The organism is Paenarthrobacter nitroguajacolicus (assembly GCF_051027655.1).
GTDB lineage: Bacteria > Actinomycetota > Actinomycetes > Actinomycetales > Micrococcaceae > Arthrobacter > Arthrobacter nitroguajacolicus.
Genome location: NZ_CP073234.1, coordinates 3,607,674 through 3,626,195 on the forward strand (window position 1 = coordinate 3,607,674; position 18,522 = coordinate 3,626,195).

Genomic DNA, 18,522 nt, shown 5'->3' on the forward strand with positions numbered 1-18,522 from the left:
ATTGACCTCCCCGCGTCCATGTGGTGGAGGTAGTGCTCGTCGGAGAGGGGCACCAGGGTGCCGTCCGTGACACTGGTGGCCTAGCGGTAGTGCAGCTCTAGCCACACCGAGTCTGCTTTGTTCCCCCGCGAACACGAATAACAGCAGCGGCAGCTTCGGCAAGCCCGTCCACACTGCGCGGCTGAGCCGCTCAAGGGGTCCGAAATCTACCGGGGAAGTGCGTCAATCTCCCGAAGAGAGGGTTTCCTCAAAAGGGAACATGACCGGGCTCATGTTGCCCACATATACTCAACGCATGGGGATTCTCAATAGGGCTTGGCCGACGCTCTCTCGTGACATCATTCTTAATAAGGTTCTTGCTTCCGCGCTGATCCCGCTCCCGCTGAGGTGGAAGTTCTACCGTGCCGCTGGCATGGACGTGGCCAGGTCGGTGATCTGCCCTAACGTTTGGTTCGGAAGCCGGAACATCGTCATTGGCGAAGGAACTTTCATCAACTACCGCTGCGTGTTCAACACTCACGGTGGAATCGCGATTGGCCGCAATTGCGACATAGCAATGGATGTTTCGTTTGTTACAAGCACCCATGAGCCAGGAACGCCGGAGCGGCGAGCCGGAGAATCAAAGCCGCAACCGATCATCGTGGGCAATGGCGTGTGGATTGGCACTCGCGCCGTCATCCTGCCCGGTGTGACCATTGGCGACGGGGCCGTGATCGCTGCGGGGGCCGTCGTCACTCGTGACTGCGAACCGCACACACTTTACGCCGGGGTACCAGCGCTGCCTAAGAGTGGCCTGAGCAGGCCCTCATGAGTCATGCCGCTGGCACGAAGTTCACAAAAATTAAATGGCGTGATGCCAGCTACCTTGCATGTTGGCTCCAGGTACCCTGGATAAGAATCGCCTGAACCTCCACGCAAGCCAGCATGTGGCGGTCGGCTTTGTGGGATCAGTCACAAAGGCTTGGCGCTGGGTCGGCTCTGGAACACGTGCGACTGAGCCGCGGAATCGTCCTCCGGTGTCCGGGCTGTTTCGTTCCCCCGGTCATGACGTCCGACGTCGTCAGAGGCGCGCAGCCAAACAGGGGATGCGGCGTGGATACGATGAGATCATGAATCGGCGTCTTGCTGCATGGCAGTGAGCGGGCCAGGGCTTCTTGCGAACTGAATAGCACGGTATAAGTGGCGTTATGTGCGGTGCCTTGACCGTTGGTAACCTCGTAAGCCAGAGCAGCCGCAATATACCCGTGGCGGCGGCAGCACCACCGTTGGCCGCTTTGTCCGCTCCGCGATGATCGCCCCTTCTCCCACGCCCTGATCCCGTCAGCAATATCCCTCGCGTGCGTGAGATGGAGCTAGTGCTCGCCGGGGAGGGCACCACTGTGTTGGGCTTGAGGTGGCCCATCTCGTTGAGGTAGGTGGGTGAGAGGGAGTTCTGGTGGTGAGCATCTGCATCTGCTCACGGGCGTGGTCCGTGTAGCCGGAGGTGTCGCTGGCGTAGCAGGCGCGGACTTGAACGGGGCATTTGACGCCTCTAACGTTGTTGCCTGGCTACCATAACTCAGTTTCGGTCCCCCACTAGTTATGGTTGTCAGGTGATTGATGACCCGAAGCGCCCCAGATTCATGACGATCGAGCAGGTAGCCGAGGAGCTAGCTGTTGGGCTTCCTACTGTCCGCCAGTTGCTGAAGTCTGGTGAGTTGCGTGGATTCCAGATCGGTGGGCGGGGTATCTGGCGTATCGGTACCAAGGATCTTGAGGACTATATTGAACAGGCTTACTTGATTGCTGCTGAACGGATAGCTGCCGGCGAGATCGCCGAGGATCTCTAGTGTCGTTATAGGAACCCAAACAGTTTTTACTGCCACTGTGGAGCCTGAGTTCTCCCTTCACGAACCCGGCCAACCGCCAACCGCCAAAGTCGGCGGCAGCAGCGCCGTCGTACGCTTTATCCCTTATCGCTAGCGTGTTCCGGCGACGCGTCCGCCCTACTGCCGCCTCGACTCCCACTCCCTAACCCCATCAGCGATCTCCCCCGCGTGCGTGTGGTGGAGGTAGTGCTCGCCGGGCAGGGGCACCACGGTGCCGTTCGTGACGCTCGCGGCCTGACGGTGGTGCAGCTCGAGCCACTCCGGGGTTTTCTCGTTCTCGGCGACCACGAACAGCAGCAGCGGCAAGTCCTTCGGGAAGCCCGTGCCCAGCGCGCGTTCGAAGTTGGTCTTGATGTGGCCCATCTCGTTGAGGTAGGTGGGTGAGAGGGAGTTCTTGTTGGTGAGCATCTGCATCTGCTCACGGGCGTGGTCGGTGTAGTCTGCGAGGTCGCTGGCGGCGGAGGCAGCGTTCATCATCCGGAGCAGGCCGAGGTTCTTCGCCGCGGACAGCAGGCCCGTGGGGAACTGGGTGTCCATGCCCGGCTGTCCGGGGACGCTCGTATCGATGCCGACGAACGCCGTCACCTCCTCCGGGTAGCGGGTGGCGTATTCGATGCCGTAAAGGCCGGCGATGGAGTGACCCATCAGCGTGTAGCGCTCAATGTCCAGGGCCTCGAGTGCCCCATGAACCTCCTGCACGATGTTCTCCGTGGTCCGCTCCCTGTCCGTGCCATCGCTTAGGCCGTAACCGAAAGGCTCCACCACAATCACCCGATGGTCCGTGGCGAGGTCCCTGACCAGCGGCCCGAAGTCAAGGACGGGCGACGACGTGCCGAATCCCGGCAAAAGCACCACGTTCTCCTGCCCGGCACCCGTGACCAGGACGTTCATCTCGCCGCCGTCCACCGACACCCTCTGCCCGTAAGACTCGATCCGGTGACTCTCCCCCTCGCTCGCCACCACATTCACCACGGTGGTGGTCGCCAAGCCGACCGCCACCACCGCCCCAACCGCGGTGACCCCCACGAGCAACTTCCTAACAGACGTCTTCAACCGTGCCTCTCCAAGGGCACACCGTGCACCCCCGGTATCCAGCCTCGCCTGCCAGGGCGCCGTGCGCGTCACCCCCAGGTGTTCACTTGAGTACTACTTTCTGAGTAGTTTGGGGGTGCGCGGGAATCAGATCAGGTCCTTGAAAATGTCCCAGCCGTTACCGATTTCGCCAACTTCGTAGAGGCCGGTCTCGTACGGGTAGGCGCCGGTGTATAGCCGTAGGTCGCCTTCTTGATCTATTGCGATGACGTCATTTCTAGGTCCGCGCCCGGCACTCGCGGGGTTGTAAGTGACCCAGTTTCGGCTGAACACGCCGGCGCCGCTGATCTCAGTCATGGCACCCCATCCAGAACCCACCACAGCGGGGGATTTCCAGCCGCCCTGCCCGTCTGCCGGGTACTGGTGGAGGACACCGCTGTTGTCGCGGGCGAAGATGTCCACTGCACCGTCACCGCTGGTGTCCCCGGGGGCGATGATTTTGTTGAAGATCTGCCAGCCTGCGCCCACCTGCGAGGGTTCCAGCCAACCGCCTTGGCCGTCGCCGGGGTACAGGTGCAGCTTTCCATAGCGGTCACGGGCGAGGACGTCGTCGTTCCCGTCCCCGTTGAAGTCCCCTGGCCCCACGATGGAATCGAACATGTTCCAACCTGCGCCGACTTGGGAGGGCGCCAGCCAGCCCCCGTCTCCGTCGCCCGGGTAAAGGTGCAGGTTTCCATAGCGGTCACGGCCGATGGCGTCGTTGTAACCGTCACCATCGAAGTCTCCTGGGGAGAAGACAACATCAAAGACGTCCCAGCCCGTTCCGACTACCCTCGGTTCATCCCAGGAGCTGCTGTAATAGCGCCCCTCGAAGGACATGTCCCAGAACCTCCATGTTGACTCGTACGTGCGGGGGTACAGGACAAGGTCACCGTCATCAGTTCGGCCCAGAAGCTCGAAGTTCCCGCGCCCTGTCCAACCCATGGCCCGGTTGGACGCGGCAATGGGCGGTGTTTCGGCGCTGTGATACACCGTTCCTTCCCTGCAAGAGGACTGAGCAGTGAAGGAGATGCGGTTACCGCGATCCTCCGGGATGAGTTTCAGGAATTCGCCTTGCCGTTCGGCAGGCAGGGGCACACCGTTACTCAGCCACTCCATGGTGAACCCATGCGGGGCCTCCTCCGTCACGGGACAGGAGCGCGTGAAGAACCTTCCTATCGTCAGCTCTGATCCCACGTTGGGCATTCCATGCATCAACGGCACAAACTCGCTTGTGGATGCTATGGACCCGTCGCCCTCTTCAGCCGTGGCCGGGGCTATGCCCGCCACTGTCGAGCCCACCATCAACACGGCAAGTGCCGCTGATTTCAACGCAAATGCACGAAAAGTTCCCATGATTTCCCCCAGCCCAGATACCCCAATTTGAGCTGAGCCTAACACTCGTGGCAACCCGATGTTTTCGACTCCCGATGATCGCGAAGCCGTACGCCTCGCAGCTGAAGAAGTCCCGACGCGGTGCGATAGAACGCTTCGTGCAGCAGGCCATTCCCCTGGCGACCGTTTCATGGCTGTCGCAGTCCTTGGCATGTGCAACAGAGCTACGGCCATCATTTTGCTGATCTATCATTGTCGAATGGGAATTGGGGAGCACAGGGCGCTTGATCAAGGGCTTCTTCACCACGAAAAGTGTGAGGGATGTCGGGAGACGAGGCCAGCACTCAAAACCTATATCGATACGGAAGACCTCTTGGTGTCCGTCGAGAGGTACATACAGTGCGGGGCCTTCGTTTGGGACTTCAGCGTCGGCCTACTGGCTACACATAAGGTTACAAACAGCCTGGAAAATGTAGTCCGAGCCTGCTCTGCTCATTCCAACTACCACCTGCATAAGTGGAACTACCTGTATCCGCGCAAGAAACTGGTTCCGGAATCCTTCTGCATGCTGGACAATGAGGAACAAGCACATGAGGCGTCCATAGACTCATACGATCGAGTAATTGTAGAAGCTGTGGAATGGAGGGATGCATGGCGAACAAGGAAACACTGAAGAGCCGCGCGAATATCGCGGCGCGATTTTCTGCGCTCATGCGGAGCCCCAGGTTCTACGATGAGGCCCGCAACATCATGCCCGTTGACTCCCACGGAGAGTACTCGGTCATCGTGGCAGATCCCACCGAATCAGCGGTAGTAACCATCCACCGTATGGAACAACTCCACGAACCAGCGCTGACGCTAGTGACCATTCTGAACGAACGCGTCAACGTGACCTTCTTCAGGACTCACCGTAAGCCTGAGGACAATCAGCACCGCGTGGATGCAGAACCTGCACGGGATATTGTCGACGTGACTGGTGGCATGACCGTTGAGGACTGGCTCATGGCCATTGATGTGTTTGGTTCTGCGAAGCCTTTCACAGTCTCAGGTAGCGAGTTTGCTGCCGAGCTCACTGCGATGACCATGACACGCACGTAACGCATAGAACTTAGCCCAACTGTGGCCCACGGCTTCACTAGGGATGAAACGGCTGTGATGCCTAAGAGGCGGACGTTGCGGATGGCGCTCCCGACCCTTAAAAGCGGTAGAACCGCTGTCGCAAGTCCCGGGTAGGGCGAGGGGCCGGACAACAGTATTTGGGTACCTTGTCCGGCCCCGGCCCGCGGTTCCTACAACCACCAAATATTGGGGGTTTATTGGCGGTCGTTCCTGAGCCGCTGTGTTCAGTAAAGACCCTTGGGTACTGTCTGAGCACGAGTAGTCGGTACTCGTCTTTCAGCCGCATCCGAGAGCGTGCTACTTGCTGCGAGGGCTCTTTTCCTTGATTTTTCGCGGTCTGAATGTCGGAACACTCTGTCGACGTTGCGATGGATAGAATTCGCTCATGCAGGCTCTGGTTCTGATGGGCTTTGTCCTTGTGACGGCCGTGATGTGGGTGGGAGTCATCATGATGATGCTCACTGGGCTATACCGGGCAGAACACCGTGGTGGCGCCGAAGCTCCTGACCACGCACACGAGAAGGACCGGGAGGAAAGTGAGGCGGCCTGAGAAGGCGCCCCTGAATCATCCGATGATGGGCCGTTCTTCGGGCAGCATGAACAGCCTCGGCCGGGAGGCCAGGGCGATGGCTGAAGCAACCGTGACCGTTCCAATTCGGCCGGCGAACATCAGTGCCATGAGTACCCACTCGGCAGTGGGTGGCAGGTTGTAGGTGATTCCCGTGCTCAAGCCAACCGTTCCGAAGGCAGAAATTGATTCGAAGAGCACTTTCTCCAGGCTGTAGTCGGTGGACATGAGGAGCAGCAGTGTCCCCAGGATGACCGCCCCGACCCCCAGCAGGGCGACGGTGAGAGCTTGGCGTTGAGTGGAAGAACTGATGGACCGGTGTGCGATGGTGACTTGCTCGCGGCCACGGACTTCGTTCCAAATCGCGAATCCCAGAACCAGGAACGTCGTGATCTTGATACCGCCGGCCGTTCCTGCGCTTCCGCCGCCGATGAACATCAGCACGTTGGTGATCATTAGCGTTTCCGGGGTTGCCACCCCGTAGTCGATGCTGTTGAATCCTGCCGTTCGCGGGAACACGCCGCCCGCCAACGAGCCCAGTATCTTCCCGCCAAAGCTCATCGGCCCAAGTGTCTCTGCACGGTTCCACTCAAAGGCAGCAAAGAGAACTATGCCCACTGTCAGCAGAAGCAATGAACCAAAAATGGTCAACCGGAGGTGAATGCTCCAGTTCTTAAACTTGGGACGGTCCCTAAACAATTGGATGATTACAGGGAAACCAAGTCCTCCGGCAATGATGGCGGCACAGATGGGGACGATGATCCAGGGGTCTTCCGCGAAGCTGATGAGGTTATCGCTGTACAGGGCAAAGCCTGCGTTGTTGAAGGCGGAGACGGCGTGGAAAACGCCGTGCCATAGAGCCGTACCGGGGTTGTCGTCATACGCCACCCAAAAGCGTGCTGTCAGGATGAGGGCCGTGATTGCCTCAAAGACAGCCATAATCTTCACCACCCTGAAAAGCACAGACTTGACGTCACCGAAGTTCAGCGTGTGGGTTTCGGATTGGGCCACGAGCTGGCCTCGCAGGCCGATGGTCTTGCGGACGAACAGAGCCAGCAGGGTTGCCAGAGACATGATCCCGAAGCCTCCCACCTGAATGAGCCCCAGAATCACCGCGTGCCCGAACGGGGTCCAGTAGGTAGCTGTATCTACAGTGATAAGACCGGTGACACAGACAGCCGAGACTGCAGTAAAGAACGCCGTTGTGACGACCTCTTCGCCGCCGCCGGTCCGAGATATTGGCAGCATCAGTATTCCGGCGCCGAGGATGATTACGGCCAGGAATGCCAAGGGCACTAAACGGACTGGGTGCAGCAGCGCTGCCTTCAGTCGATCCCCTTCGTGGCCGAGGGCCTGCAGAACCGGGTTGCGGCGGATCGCGGGGCGTTCAGCCGAAGGCAGTCTTTCCGGCGCGCGCGTCATCCGACATGCACCCAAGGATGTTCGAACACTGGATCCCTTTCCGGACAGCCCGTCAGCTTCAAGGCTCGTGCCGAAAGTAGCACCGATATCAGACCATCAGAGGGGAAACAGAGATTTCTTGACGAATCCTTAACGCCGAGGCAGTGCGGCGACCGCGAGGCGATGGTTATTAGGGCGAGAGACCGTAGTTACGCTTCGGCGCTTCGTCCGCTGATTTCAGGTCTGCCGCGAACGGGGTGAAGCCATGAGGACTGCAGAAAAGGCGCACCGTGCGAAAGCCGTTGGCGCCCTTCCGCGCGACAACAACGATTCGGAACGAATGCACCCCTACAAAAGGTAACTCCGACGTCACCGCTGCACGGGGGTTGGCGTAGGCAAAAACTGCGCGGATAGTCCGGTGCCCGTGTTTCCATTGGCGTTGTACCCCCACGCCAATGCAGTTCCGTCAGCCGTCAGGGCGTACGCCGTGGCGTAGTTCCTGGCTATCCCGTGGATTTCCGGGAGATGCTCGACCCGTCTTGGTTCAAATGAGTAGGAGAACGCGGTCTGGTTTCCAATTCCGAGTAGGCCGAGGTCATTCATCCCCCAGGTCCAGAGGCCGCCGTCCTCTGTGACCACAAAGACCCCTCCCCCGGAAATGTCAACTGCCGTCACCTTACCCGCAACGGGGACCCGGATGGGAATTGACGACTCTTTCTGACTGCCGTTCCCTAGGAGGCCGTAGGCGCCCCATCCCCAACTCCAAAGCTGCCCGTCGGCGGTTGCTAGGGTCGCTTCTCCATTGGAGGCGACCTGAGTTACTCGACCTATTCCCTGCACCTGGATCGGCACCACTGAGTCACCGCCGGGCGCACCTCTGCCCCACGCCCAGAGGTTCCCGCCTGTGGTCAACGCATAGATGACCAAGGATGACCCCGTACTGTTCTGACGTACAACCACGTCGCTGACTCCTGTGAGCCCAAGCAGAGGGCCGGGCAGAGCTGCTTCAGTGGTGCTGTATGTATAGCGTCCCAGCTGATGATTAGAGGTGGCGCCCCACGACATTACGGAGCCGTCGCTTAGCACCGCGAAAGTTGCACTCCCGTCTGTAACGATCTTCACAACCCCCGAAAGTTCAGGAATTGGAGTCGGGTCGGGATGGTAGGGCACAGCATTAGGGTCCAGGCCGCGCCCGAGCAGTCCTCCGAAGTTGTATCCCCAACTCCAGACCGTTCCATCAGACTTCAATGCGTAGACGACGCATCCGTTAGAAGCCACAGATACAATCCCGCTGAGTCCTTTCATTTGTGTAGGCGGAAGGGTAGGGACAGAGGTCTCGGCCCCCAGTTGCTGGCATGAGTTGCTCCCCCACCCCCAGACTGTCCCGTCGTTTTTGAGGGCGAACGCCGCAGAGCCGTTACTCGTTACACTGCGAACATTGCCGAGCGATGGCACCTGAATCGCCTTGCTAGACGGCACTGCCGTGTCATTTCCGAGTTGCCCAACATTGTTGGAGCCCCACGCCCAAACTGTCCCGTCATTAAGTACGGCGAAGTTGCCTGCTGTGCTGATTTCCTTGATGCCGCTCAGCGCCGCGGCCGGCGGAGTGCTGGGGGGATTCACGCTTAGCGTAGTGTTCGCCGGTCCGGATGACCCTGCGTTATCGTCTTTGACGGTGATGCCGACGGCGGCCGTGCCCGATGCCGTCGGTACTCCCGCTATGACGCCGTTGTAGGAGTCGAAATATAGACCTGCGGGAAGGGCGCCGGTTAGGGTCCAGGAGTAAGGAGGTGCCCCGTCGTAGGCCTTGAGTGCGAAGTGATAGCGCTGTCCAACGACACCGGCAGGGAGGCTCGTGGCGACAATGCCGATCGGAGCATTGGTTGTTGGCGTTTGCGCGAGCCACTGCCCTAGATGTGCGCGGTCTGTGGTCTCGGCGTAACTATGGATGCTGAAGTCAGGAAGGTTTGCCGTCTCACCCCAAGAACATACGGGGTCATTTTCGTTGCAATAACTGGCCGTCTTGCTCAGCATTGTTCCCGGAAGCGATGAGCCAAAGAGCATTGAACTCATCGGGGTGTTAATGTCCGGTGCCGGAAGGCCGGAGCCTGCCGTGCGGGCGGCCGCCCAGTCCGCGAATGAGTAAAGCGTCCCGCCCAGTTTCAGCACATTGGCAATGCCACTGCCCATGGTTGCTGTTCCAAGGTGGATTTCATTCCCGTCGTATCTCCTCAGAGGATCAGCTAGGAGTCCAACAGCGGATATTCTGTTTAGGTTGATCTTGTTGGCTGCATTTAGTCTTTCCATCGCCTCGGCGTAATTGAGGGCCACATGGATTGCCCAAGCTCCTTGTGAATACCCGGTGAGAACAGTTTTCTCGTTGGATAGCCCACATTTTTGTTCTCGCTGCGAAAGAGTATCCAAGAGGCTGAGAGCACCCTGCCAAGCGCCCGGGACGTACTCAGCCAGGCTTTGAATGCTGGCCGACTTCCACGTACTGAACGGGACAGCGTTGGCTGGGTAATCGATACCATGCGCTTGGATGACTGCTGTGGGCTTGGTCTCTAGAATAGTGGTTTTGAATTTTGTATAGACATCTTGGACCCGAGGGCCAAGATATTGTTCCGGAGTTGGATCGCCGCGCTCTCCCGAACCCATCATCCCGATGAAGTAGTAGTCGCCGCAAGGCAGATTGCGGCTATCTGGGACGTTGTCTGCGGGCTGCGGCAGGGGCGCGGCGCCGGTCCACGGGAAGACGTTGATGTCGTGCCCATCAACGGCGGGATGCCCGTCTGTGCCATCGCCAGGGCCGATGCCTGTGCCCCATTGAACCTGGGAGGCGTCAAAGGGGTAGTCTGCGACGACTCCGGTGGAGCAGTCCGAGACGGAGCCGTGGAAGTGTCCGACTACGGGGCCTTGGAGGGACAGACAGGTCTCGGCCTGGCTGATGGATGTCGCTTGGATTTCGAGGCGAGTGGTTGCTTCAGCTGTGGGTGAGGCCAGCGCTGTGATTCCGACTGGTGCGTCTCGGACGTTCAGATGCGTTGCGGAGACGTGCCCGCCCCATTCGACTCGGATGCCACCCCACGATTCTGTGGCGGAAGACTGCCCCCCGACTTCCGACGCAACCGCCGTTGGAAAAGCAAGTCCACGATGGTCAGCCGTGGATTTGAGGGAAATAGGCGCGGATTGAGTGCCCTCGAAAACAACGCTGCCCTTGACGATGAGCCGCGCACCCGCAGCGGCTGTCATCGTTGTGCCTTCGGGGACAGTGAGCGAGGCGCCCTTGTCGATGGTGTAATCCCCGTCCAGCACAACGAGCGCTGAGCAGGCAGGATCCAATGCCAAGGCATGGGTGAGGTTCCCGGAGAGGTGATATGTGGATGGGCAGTGCCCCGTGAGAAGCTGCCGGAAACGGTACATGAAAGCCGCCATTGCATCCCGCGCCACTGACGTAAGCGGCCGGAAAGACTTGCTACCGTCGGCCTCCGCCCATCCGGTGGTGATGTTACTGGAAGCGAGCCAAGTAATTTCCTTGTAGAACTGCGCGCCGACTGGAACGTCCGCAAAGGGGGGCGTCGAGGGGGGAGTAAACACCGGCGAACCGGCCAAGCGGTAGAGGAAAGCAGCCATAGCATCCCGGTTGACTGGGTTCAGCGGGCGATAGGTTTTAGAACCGTCGGACTCTGTCCATCCGGTGGATATTCCTTGAGCGGACAGCCATGCCATTTCTTTGTAGAACTGCGTTGAATTGGTGATATCGGCAAAGGGAGACGCTGCCGGGCTGGGGTAATCCGGCAATCTGGCAAATCGATACATAAAGGCGGCCATGGCGTCCCTGGCCACGGGTGCCTGCGGTTGATAAATGCGTTGCCCGTCTGGCTGAAGCCAGCCGGTACTTATCCCTTCACTGGCCAGCCATTGAATTTCCGTAAAAAACTGTGCTTCCGATGGCACGTCTGCGAAGGTCACCGAATCTTGATCCATAGAGATCTCAGCCGATACCTGCGCGGGCTTGTCGACCGTCGGCATTGACGCACCAAACCGCCCCAAGGCAAGCCCAGGAGCCACATCCATAAGACAAAGGGAAACTACAAGCACCGCTAAAAACACGGCCCGCAAAGTTGTCGAAAATACAAGCACTTGGCCCCCATCATCCGTACTCCCAACACCTCGCGAAAGGCGACGCGAATTGTACGTTATGGCCGACATATTCCAAAGTCAAGAAGATCGACCAAAGACTCACTATTGTGACCGGCGTACTGCCCAGCGTGAATATGCCACGGCGGACGGCGCACTAGCGGTGTTCGTGGCCCAGGAAGCGCCATGAGCGAAACAATCTTTGAACCCTCTGGGCAGGGAGTCCAAGGCGCGTTACATAAGCTGCGGGCCATTCGCCTTCCGCCGTAGTTCCTGAAGTCTTGCTGGCGAGCTCGGTCCAAGCTCCTGAGTACAGCCTTCGATGAATACAGGCCTGAGTGTATTATCCAATTGCATGGAAGTCCTTACCCATGCGCCTGTGCTGGCCCGCTTCGGTTACGCGATCTCGGATCCCACGCGCGCCCAAGTTCTCTTGGCGCTCGCAGAGTCTGCGTCATATCCATCTGACTTGGCGGATGCTATTGGTGTCTCTCGCCAGAGCATGTCCAACCACCTCACCTGTTTGCGCGGGTGCGGCTTGGTTGTTGCAGTCCCGGACGGCCGACGCACCCGTTACGAGCTAGCCGATTCACGGCTGGGTCACGCGATCAAGGACCTGGTGGGTGTGGTCCTCGCCGTCGACCCGGCTTGCTGCGCACCCGACGGGACATGCCTGACCTGAGCACCGCACTGACGCTTATGGCCCCGGACCGTCGCCCGATACTCATGCGGCGCATCAGACTGTTTGCAGCCGCGACCATCAGCTACAACGTCATCGAGGCAGTAGTCGCATTGTGGGCCGGCGGTGTTGCAGACTCCTCCGCGCTCATCGGCTTCGGACTGGACTCGATCATCGAAGTCACTTCCGCTTTGGCGCTCTCCTGGCAGTTCGCGAGTAAAGATCCGGAACGACGCGAGCGTCTCACTCTGCGGATTATTGCCTTCTCCTTCGTCGCCCTCGCCGCGTTCGTGACCTTCGATGCCATCCGTTCGCTCACAGGAGCAGGTGAAGCGCAGCATTCCACCCCCGGCATCGTCATTGCTGCCCTAAGCCTTGCGATCATGCCTGTGCTGTCGTGGGCCCAGCGTCGCGCCGGTCGCGAGCTCGGCTCCAAGACCGCCGTCGCCGATTCCAAGCAGACACTGCTCTGCACTTATCTCTCGGCCGTTCTGCTGATTGGCTTGGTTCTGAACAGCACGCTGGGATGGTGGTGGGCCGACGCCGGCGCGGCGCTGGTTATCGCAGGCATCGCCGTCCGGGAAGGCATCAACGCTTGGCGCGGTGACACCTGCTGCGCACCCACCAAGACGCCTTCGTCGTCATCAGCCATCGCGGTAACTGTGACCAGTAAGGATCCAGACGCGACACCAGCAGATGCCTGCTGCGCCGGATGCCGGCCGGAGGCCTCTGTTGTAGTGCTTGGAAGGAAGCCCGACGGCGGGTAGGTGCAGTCAGTTCGCTGGCGGCAGCAACGCCGTCGTAAGCGTTATTTGTTCACTTAAGGACGCGCATCCAGAAGGTCGGCGACAGCGTCGGCGAACGCCCGCGGCGCCTCTTGAGGCACGTTGTGGCCTATTCCCGGTAGCCTGCGGATTTCGAAAGGACCGGTGAAATGCTGCCGATCCCGCTCAGAGTCGTCCGGCCCGAACCCATCGGCCAGGGCGTCCAGCGAAATGGTTGGTACTGAGATGGGCGGCGAATTCGCGAGAAATGCTTCGAGCTCGCTAAAACGATCGTCGCCAACCGCGGCACGATGGCGGTGGCGATAGGAATGTACGGCGACATCAACAAAGTCGGGGTTTTGCAGGCTGGGACTGCTGGAGGCGAATGCATCGTTTGCCTCCGCCCATTCCGGTGACCACAACTGCCAGAGCAAGCGGCACAATTCCTCGCGGTTTGCCTCGAGGCCGGCGCGTCCACGATCGGTGTTGAAGTACCACTGGTACCAGTCCCGATACTCGTCTAAAGGGGCCGCCGGCTCGACCGACGCAGCGATGTCCTGGATTGCGTAGCCCCCGACAGTCACGAGACCGGCTATGCCTTGGGGGCGCACGGCTGCGGCAATGCAGGCCGCCCGCCCGCCCCAGTCATACCCGGCGACCACTGGACGCTGCAATTCGAGGGTATCGATGAGATCGAGAAGATCCTGTCCGATGGCCGCTTGTTGGCCGGAGCGAAACGTCGTGGCCTTACGGAACCGGGTGGGACCGTAGCCGCGAAGGTACGGGGTTATGGTGCGGATCCCGCGTTCCGCCAACGAGGGGACAACGGCCTCGTAGCTGAGCACGTCGTAGGGGAAGCCGTGGAGGAGCACCGCGACTGGTCCGTCCGCCGGGCCGTTGTCGTAGTATGCAATCTCGAGGTCTTCGGTCATAGCGGTGCGCAGTTCGCCCATAATCATAGTCCAGTGAACCATTCGCTGGCTCTCATGTTCTGGTCACTGGACGCTTTGGATGAGAAGCCCCGCCCCTGGCGGGAATAGTTTGCTGATGGCCCACGCCGTCAACCAGAGCAGCTGCCAGGTCATGCAACTTCTGGTTCCTGTCACTTGATGCTTTGCGCAAAATGGCGAAGGCCTCATCTTGCGTGCACCTGTTCTGAGAGATGATCACACCACAGGCGGTGTCGATGACGGATCGGCTTTTAATGGCAGCATCAAGATGTTCGGCAAGCTCATTCAGACTCGTTATCCGGAGCGCCACCCGCAGTGCTTTGCTCGCCAGCTCCGAGAAAGTCAGAGCCTCGGCGACTACATCCCGGGTGAAGCTTCCGGGGGCCGTGGAAAAGAAGGTAAGTACGGCAGCGCCGTCCTCGGCCAGTGCCAGGGGAACACCCAGGGCGCTATGCATACCGGCCGCACTCAGCGCGCCCCTGTAATCAGGCCACTGGGGAGATGCGTGGGCATCATCAAGAAGGACCGGACGGCCGTTGACCAGCGCATCAATGCAGGGACCCTCCCCCAGCGTTTGCTCCATGCGCTCCAACTCCATGGCCTTATCGGTGCTGCCACCGATGGTCCCGGGCCGCTTGTGCCGGCCGAGGGTCACCCCGCATTCAACACGCGTACCAGCCGAACGGGAGACCACTTTGGCCGCGAGGCAAGCCATCCCATCAAGAAAAGCTTTGATGTCCTCTGTTTCGACAATCAGATCACTTAGCTGCTCAAAGTCTGCGGACCAAGCAGCGGCAGACGTATTCTCCAACTCCACACCTCACCATCACCATCACGGCCAACAGGACAGTACCCAACGCACTCGGGTCATTCGGCATGCAGTAAACTCTCGGCAGCAATTTAGCAAAGAAACATGGTTTTCGATATAGGCGGCGGCGCCCACCGGAGAGACCCATTTGCGCACTCACGGACAACAGTCGAAAGCCCTCCGTTGACGCGGCAGCCTTGCCGCCCTGACACTAAGCCATGGCTAGCAAACAAACGGGCTGGTGGGGTGTCTTTCACGAGAAATTCGTCGTGGAAGAGCGCTACGTTGAACCCCATGCGAGAAGAGCCCTGTACCGGACCGCAGCACTCTTGGCCATCACAGGGTCGGCGATATTCCTTGCAGCCCTCATCGGCGTCCTGAACAACGACGGGCTGGCCAGCGCCGATAGCACGGCACGAGAGTGGCTCTTGAGTGTTCGTACGGAAACGCTGACCGTGTTGATGATCATTCTCGCCGTCATCTTCGGTCCAGTAGCGCTGCCCATCATCGTCCTCATCGTCACTGTGACGTGGGGCGTCCTGGCCAAGCACGCCTGGCGTCCGACGCTCCTTGCGGCCGCGATGCTGACGGGCGTGGGGCTGGCCCAGCTTGTGGGTAGGTCCGTGAGACGACAGCGGCCACCTGTTGACCTCATGTTGTTCGGGGTCGACTACACATACTCGTTTCCCTCGGGGCATGTCCTCGGCGCCTCTGACTTCCTGCTGGTCAGTACCTTCCTGGTCTTCTCGCGGCACCGGAACCCCAAGGCCACCGTCCTCAGTTTTGTGGTCGCTATCATCGGCATTTTTCTGGCGGCGGTCAGCCGGCTCTATCTGGGCTATCACTGGGCCAGCGACGCAGTGGCGTCGGTGTCACTGTCACTTATCGTGCTCAGTGCAGTCATTGCAGTGGATACCTGGCGAACCGTCCGTATCCCTGGCGAACAGCCAACTACTCCACAGTGACCATCACCGACGGCCAGCCCGAGGCTCCGTCAGGCACCGGATCCGCGCGCTTGTCCGTCTGCGTTTCGCCGGTTCCGTCGGTGGCCCGGGCCTTGACGTAGTGGATGCCGGGCGTGGCGTCCCATTCGTAGGACCACTGGCGCCAAGTGATCACGGAGGCTTCGTCGGAAAGCGTTGCTTCCACCCAATCGCCGTCGTCGATCTGCACTTCCACCTTGGTGATGCCCCGCGTCTGCGCCCATGCGGTGCCGCCCACTGCCACCTTCCCTGCCGGAACTTTCGCGAACGAAGCGGGCACGTCCACACGTGCCATGGTCTTGATGGGTCCACGCTCCGACCAGCCGCGTTCGGTCCAGTAAGCCTTACTGTCCGCGAAGCGGGTGACCTCCAAGTCCACCACCCACTTGGTGGCAGAGACGAAGCCGTACAGCCCCGGAACCACCATCCGCACGGGGAATCCGTGCTCCACAGGAAGCGGCTCATCGTTCATGCCAATGGCCAGCATGGCGTCGCGGTCATCCTGCAGGACCTCCAGCGGAGTGGAGGCGCTGAAGCCGTCAATCGACCTTGAGAGCACCATGTCCGCGCCCTCTTTGGGTTTCGCTCTGGCCAGGACATCGCGGATGGGAAGGCCCAGCCACTTGGCGTTTCCCACCAGCTTTCCGCTCACCGGGTTCGATACGCAGGTGAGAGTGACGTGCGATTCGATCAGATCGGCGTCGAGCAGGTCCTGGAAGGTGAGGGTGACCTCCTGCTCAACCATTCCGTGCACCCGCAGTTCCCAATCATCGATGTTGATTTCCGGGACGCTCAGGGCCGTATCAATGCGGTAGAACTCACTGTTCGGCGTCAGCCAGGAGGTAACTCCCGGCACCGGGGACTGGACGCCCGCCGGAACCGTGGCCGCAGCCTTGGCCGGCGCGGGTAGACGAAGGGCATCACGGGCTTGGGCTATATTGTTGCGCGCGGCACCCAGCAGCCGCCCACCGGTCGCCGCGATTCCGGCGGCCACCGCGGTGATACCGGCAGCAGCAAAGAAGCGACGGCGGCTGGTGCCGATACCACCAACCTGATCTTCGACGTCGGCCGCTATGTCAGCTGGCGCTTCCGGCCACGCCTTCAACCCCCACAACGGCACCATGAGCCCGCGCAAGACGATGAGCCCGGCGATGGTTCCCACGACGGAAGGGATGGCGTCGGCGGGTCCCACCCCGGCGCGAGTCAGGACTGAGGCCACAATCACTACGCCCATGAAGAGGACACCCAGGACACCCAGAGCCCACTTCCTGTAGGCCACAATGCCCAGGACGCAGGCCAGCACAGCGATGGTCAAGCCCATGCCTACGAACAGCGCAGCCTTGTCGTTGGTACCGAACGTGGCGATCGCGAAGTCCTTCATCCACGACGGCGTGAAGTCGATGAACGTGGATCCCAGCGCAAATACCGGGGTTGCCCTGGCAGTGAAGAATGCGCCGATCAGCTCTGCAACGGCAAGAACGACGGCGGCCGACACCACGCCTGCCAGTGCGGCCATAATGGTGGGGCCTTTAGCCCGGGTTCCGAGGTTTGTCATGTGAATGGTTCGGAGCGGCCGGGGGCAGGGATTGGTCATTCAGATTCATCTAGGGATACTCGACAACCGGAGTGGTGCTTACCCGTGCAACTATGGAGCCATGTCTGGGGCCAATTCACTTCTTTCCGGAATCGTCAACGATCAGCACAGCGTGAAGGCTCTTCAAACTCGACGGCGGCAGTACCGGTGGGCGGGCACGCTACTTCTGGCACAGGGCATTCTTATGGAAGGGCTCGTATTCGTCGGGCTGATTGTCCTGCTCGCCATCGGCGTCCCTCAGGAAGTCATTTCTGAACGAGCCGATGTTTTCGCCCTGCCGTACTTGCAGGAAAACCTGTACTTCATGATGGCCATGAGCGGCATTTTTGCTGCCCTCCGTGTTCTTGGCGCTATCGGCTTGCTGCGTAACCGCCTCTGGGGCCTCGGACTTTCGCTGATCAATTGCGCTGTCACCCTCGCATTGATGATCTTCCTCCTTCCAGCGGGCATCGCAGACGGAGTTTTATCCGGAACCGCGCTGGTGTTGATGCTCTTTGCACGGCTGGGGCGGGATTCCGAAGGACAGCCGAGACTGCTCGCCTGATCCGACCGATCACCACTTGAGGTGGCGGCAGCAACGCCGTCGTACGCGTTATTTCTAGCTGCGCGCTACTGCCAGAGGCTTTGCACGCTGGCCGCGGCAGCCGATAAGTGGCTCCCATCGATCATGATGGAGCACTCCTCGACGCCGAGCCCTTTCCACTGCGCCAGCAGCCGGATGTCTCCGTCAGCGGGCAGCGGCCACAGCCAGAGGTTTCCTGATGCTGATACCTCGTCGTCGTTGCCGCTGCCACCGCCCCCACGGAACGCCAGAGTTGGCGCTTCGGGTTGATCCTTAAGATTCAAGAAACTAGCCCGTGCAAAGATGCCCGTCCTCGCACTGCCGCCATCCGGGAGCTGGACACCTAACAGCAACTGCCGGTCCTCGCTGGTGGGTCCCATCCCGGGACCGTGCTGGAAAACCGACGCATGAAGCATGGTCCATTCCTCGTCGCTCTCGTCCACACGACGAATAATCCACGCAAGGTCGAACGAACAGCCCGTGGTGTAAATCTCGGCGCTCTTGACGAGCATAACCAGGTTGGGACTGCGGTGCAGAAACTGCCCGACGTGCATCACCGTGGGGAGCTCATCCTGCGGCGGGCCGACCCATGGAGGCGGAACGAACTTCACGTTCTTGGCCTGTTCAACGTGTTCAGGCTTAGGAAAGTCCTCGAAGAAGTTCATGCCGTGTCCTCAGTT

Annotated in this window: 16 protein-coding genes; 8 read left to right on the plus strand and 8 right to left on the minus strand. The window is 60.1% G+C overall.

Annotated features, from left to right (window positions below; translation table 11 throughout):
• Nucleotides 1–295: 295 nt before the first annotated feature.
• Nucleotides 296–811, plus strand: a complete 516-nt coding sequence (locus KCX59_RS17010) for an acyltransferase (protein WP_179019463.1) — start codon at nucleotides 296–298, stop codon at nucleotides 809–811.
• Between the two features lie 781 nt (nucleotides 812–1,592).
• On the plus strand, nucleotides 1,593–1,829 hold the full coding sequence (locus KCX59_RS17015) for a helix-turn-helix domain-containing protein (RefSeq protein WP_370629246.1): 237 nt from the start codon (nucleotides 1,593–1,595) through the stop codon (nucleotides 1,827–1,829).
• Between the two features lie 156 nt (nucleotides 1,830–1,985).
• On the opposite strand, the gene KCX59_RS17020 is transcribed toward KCX59_RS17015, so the two are convergent.
• Nucleotides 1,986–2,894, minus strand: a complete 909-nt coding sequence (locus tag KCX59_RS17020; protein ID WP_370629245.1) for an alpha/beta hydrolase — start codon at nucleotides 2,892–2,894, stop codon at nucleotides 1,986–1,988.
• A 153-nt stretch (nucleotides 2,895–3,047) separates the two neighbouring features.
• Nucleotides 3,048–4,295, minus strand: coding sequence for an FG-GAP-like repeat-containing protein (locus KCX59_RS17025; protein ID WP_179019460.1), 1,248 nt, complete (start codon nucleotides 4,293–4,295; stop codon nucleotides 3,048–3,050).
• A 630-nt stretch (nucleotides 4,296–4,925) separates the two neighbouring features.
• On the opposite strand from KCX59_RS17025, the gene KCX59_RS17030 reads away from it, so the two are divergent.
• Nucleotides 4,926–5,372, plus strand: a complete 447-nt coding sequence (locus KCX59_RS17030; RefSeq protein ID WP_179019458.1) for a hypothetical protein — start codon at nucleotides 4,926–4,928, stop codon at nucleotides 5,370–5,372.
• A gap of 406 nt (nucleotides 5,373–5,778) precedes the next feature.
• Nucleotides 5,779–5,943: a hypothetical protein gene (locus KCX59_RS17035; RefSeq protein ID WP_179019456.1), complete on the plus strand. Its 165-nt coding sequence runs from the start codon at nucleotides 5,779–5,781 to the stop codon at nucleotides 5,941–5,943.
• 15 nt (nucleotides 5,944–5,958) lie between these two features.
• Here KCX59_RS17035 and KCX59_RS17040 read toward each other — a convergent pair whose 3' ends face one another.
• Both KCX59_RS17040 and KCX59_RS17045 read right to left on the minus strand, forming a co-directional pair.
• Nucleotides 5,959–7,383 (minus strand): TrkH family potassium uptake protein, encoded by a 1,425-nt coding sequence (locus tag KCX59_RS17040; protein WP_179019454.1) that lies wholly within the window; start codon nucleotides 7,381–7,383, stop codon nucleotides 5,959–5,961.
• Between the two features lie 348 nt (nucleotides 7,384–7,731).
• On the minus strand, nucleotides 7,732–11,505 hold the full coding sequence (locus tag KCX59_RS17045; RefSeq protein ID WP_434122503.1) for a putative Ig domain-containing protein: 3,774 nt from the start codon (nucleotides 11,503–11,505) through the stop codon (nucleotides 7,732–7,734).
• A gap of 352 nt (nucleotides 11,506–11,857) precedes the next feature.
• On the opposite strand from KCX59_RS17045, the gene KCX59_RS17050 reads away from it, so the two are divergent.
• Nucleotides 11,858–12,184, plus strand: coding sequence for an ArsR/SmtB family transcription factor (locus KCX59_RS17050; RefSeq protein ID WP_179019450.1), 327 nt, complete (start codon nucleotides 11,858–11,860; stop codon nucleotides 12,182–12,184).
• Nucleotides 12,172–12,948 carry a cation diffusion facilitator family transporter gene (locus KCX59_RS17055; RefSeq protein ID WP_179019448.1) on the plus strand — a complete coding sequence of 259 codons (777 nt, stop codon included), beginning with the start codon at nucleotides 12,172–12,174 and terminating at the stop codon, nucleotides 12,946–12,948. The genes KCX59_RS17050 and KCX59_RS17055 overlap by 13 nt, the downstream gene beginning before the upstream one ends.
• A 53-nt stretch (nucleotides 12,949–13,001) precedes the next feature.
• On the opposite strand, the gene KCX59_RS17060 is transcribed toward KCX59_RS17055, so the two are convergent.
• Nucleotides 13,002–13,898, minus strand: coding sequence for an alpha/beta fold hydrolase (locus KCX59_RS17060; protein WP_218649807.1), 897 nt, complete (start codon nucleotides 13,896–13,898; stop codon nucleotides 13,002–13,004).
• A gap of 31 nt (nucleotides 13,899–13,929) precedes the next feature.
• Entirely contained in the window at nucleotides 13,930–14,712 is a 783-nt protein-coding gene (locus KCX59_RS17065) for a GAF and ANTAR domain-containing protein (protein WP_370629243.1), read from the minus strand.
• 209 nt (nucleotides 14,713–14,921) lie between these two features.
• Here KCX59_RS17065 and KCX59_RS17070 point away from each other — a divergent pair, with 209 nt between their 5' ends.
• Entirely contained in the window at nucleotides 14,922–15,668 is a 747-nt protein-coding gene (locus KCX59_RS17070) for a phosphatase PAP2 family protein (protein ID WP_179019446.1), read from the plus strand.
• Here the strand turns inward: KCX59_RS17070 and KCX59_RS17075 are convergent.
• Entirely contained in the window at nucleotides 15,655–17,241 is a 1,587-nt protein-coding gene (locus KCX59_RS17075; RefSeq protein ID WP_256871611.1) for a molybdopterin-dependent oxidoreductase, read from the minus strand. The genes KCX59_RS17070 and KCX59_RS17075 overlap by 14 nt on opposite strands.
• A gap of 100 nt (nucleotides 17,242–17,341) precedes the next feature.
• Here KCX59_RS17075 and KCX59_RS17080 point away from each other — a divergent pair, with 100 nt between their 5' ends.
• Nucleotides 17,342–17,824: a hypothetical protein gene (locus KCX59_RS17080; protein WP_256871610.1), complete on the plus strand. Its 483-nt coding sequence runs from the start codon at nucleotides 17,342–17,344 to the stop codon at nucleotides 17,822–17,824.
• A 65-nt stretch (nucleotides 17,825–17,889) separates the two neighbouring features.
• Here KCX59_RS17080 and KCX59_RS17085 read toward each other — a convergent pair whose 3' ends face one another.
• A complete protein-coding gene (locus tag KCX59_RS17085; protein ID WP_179019444.1) occupies nucleotides 17,890–18,507 on the minus strand; it encodes a hypothetical protein in 618 nt (205 codons plus the stop codon).
• Nucleotides 18,508–18,522: the final 15 nt, after the last annotated feature.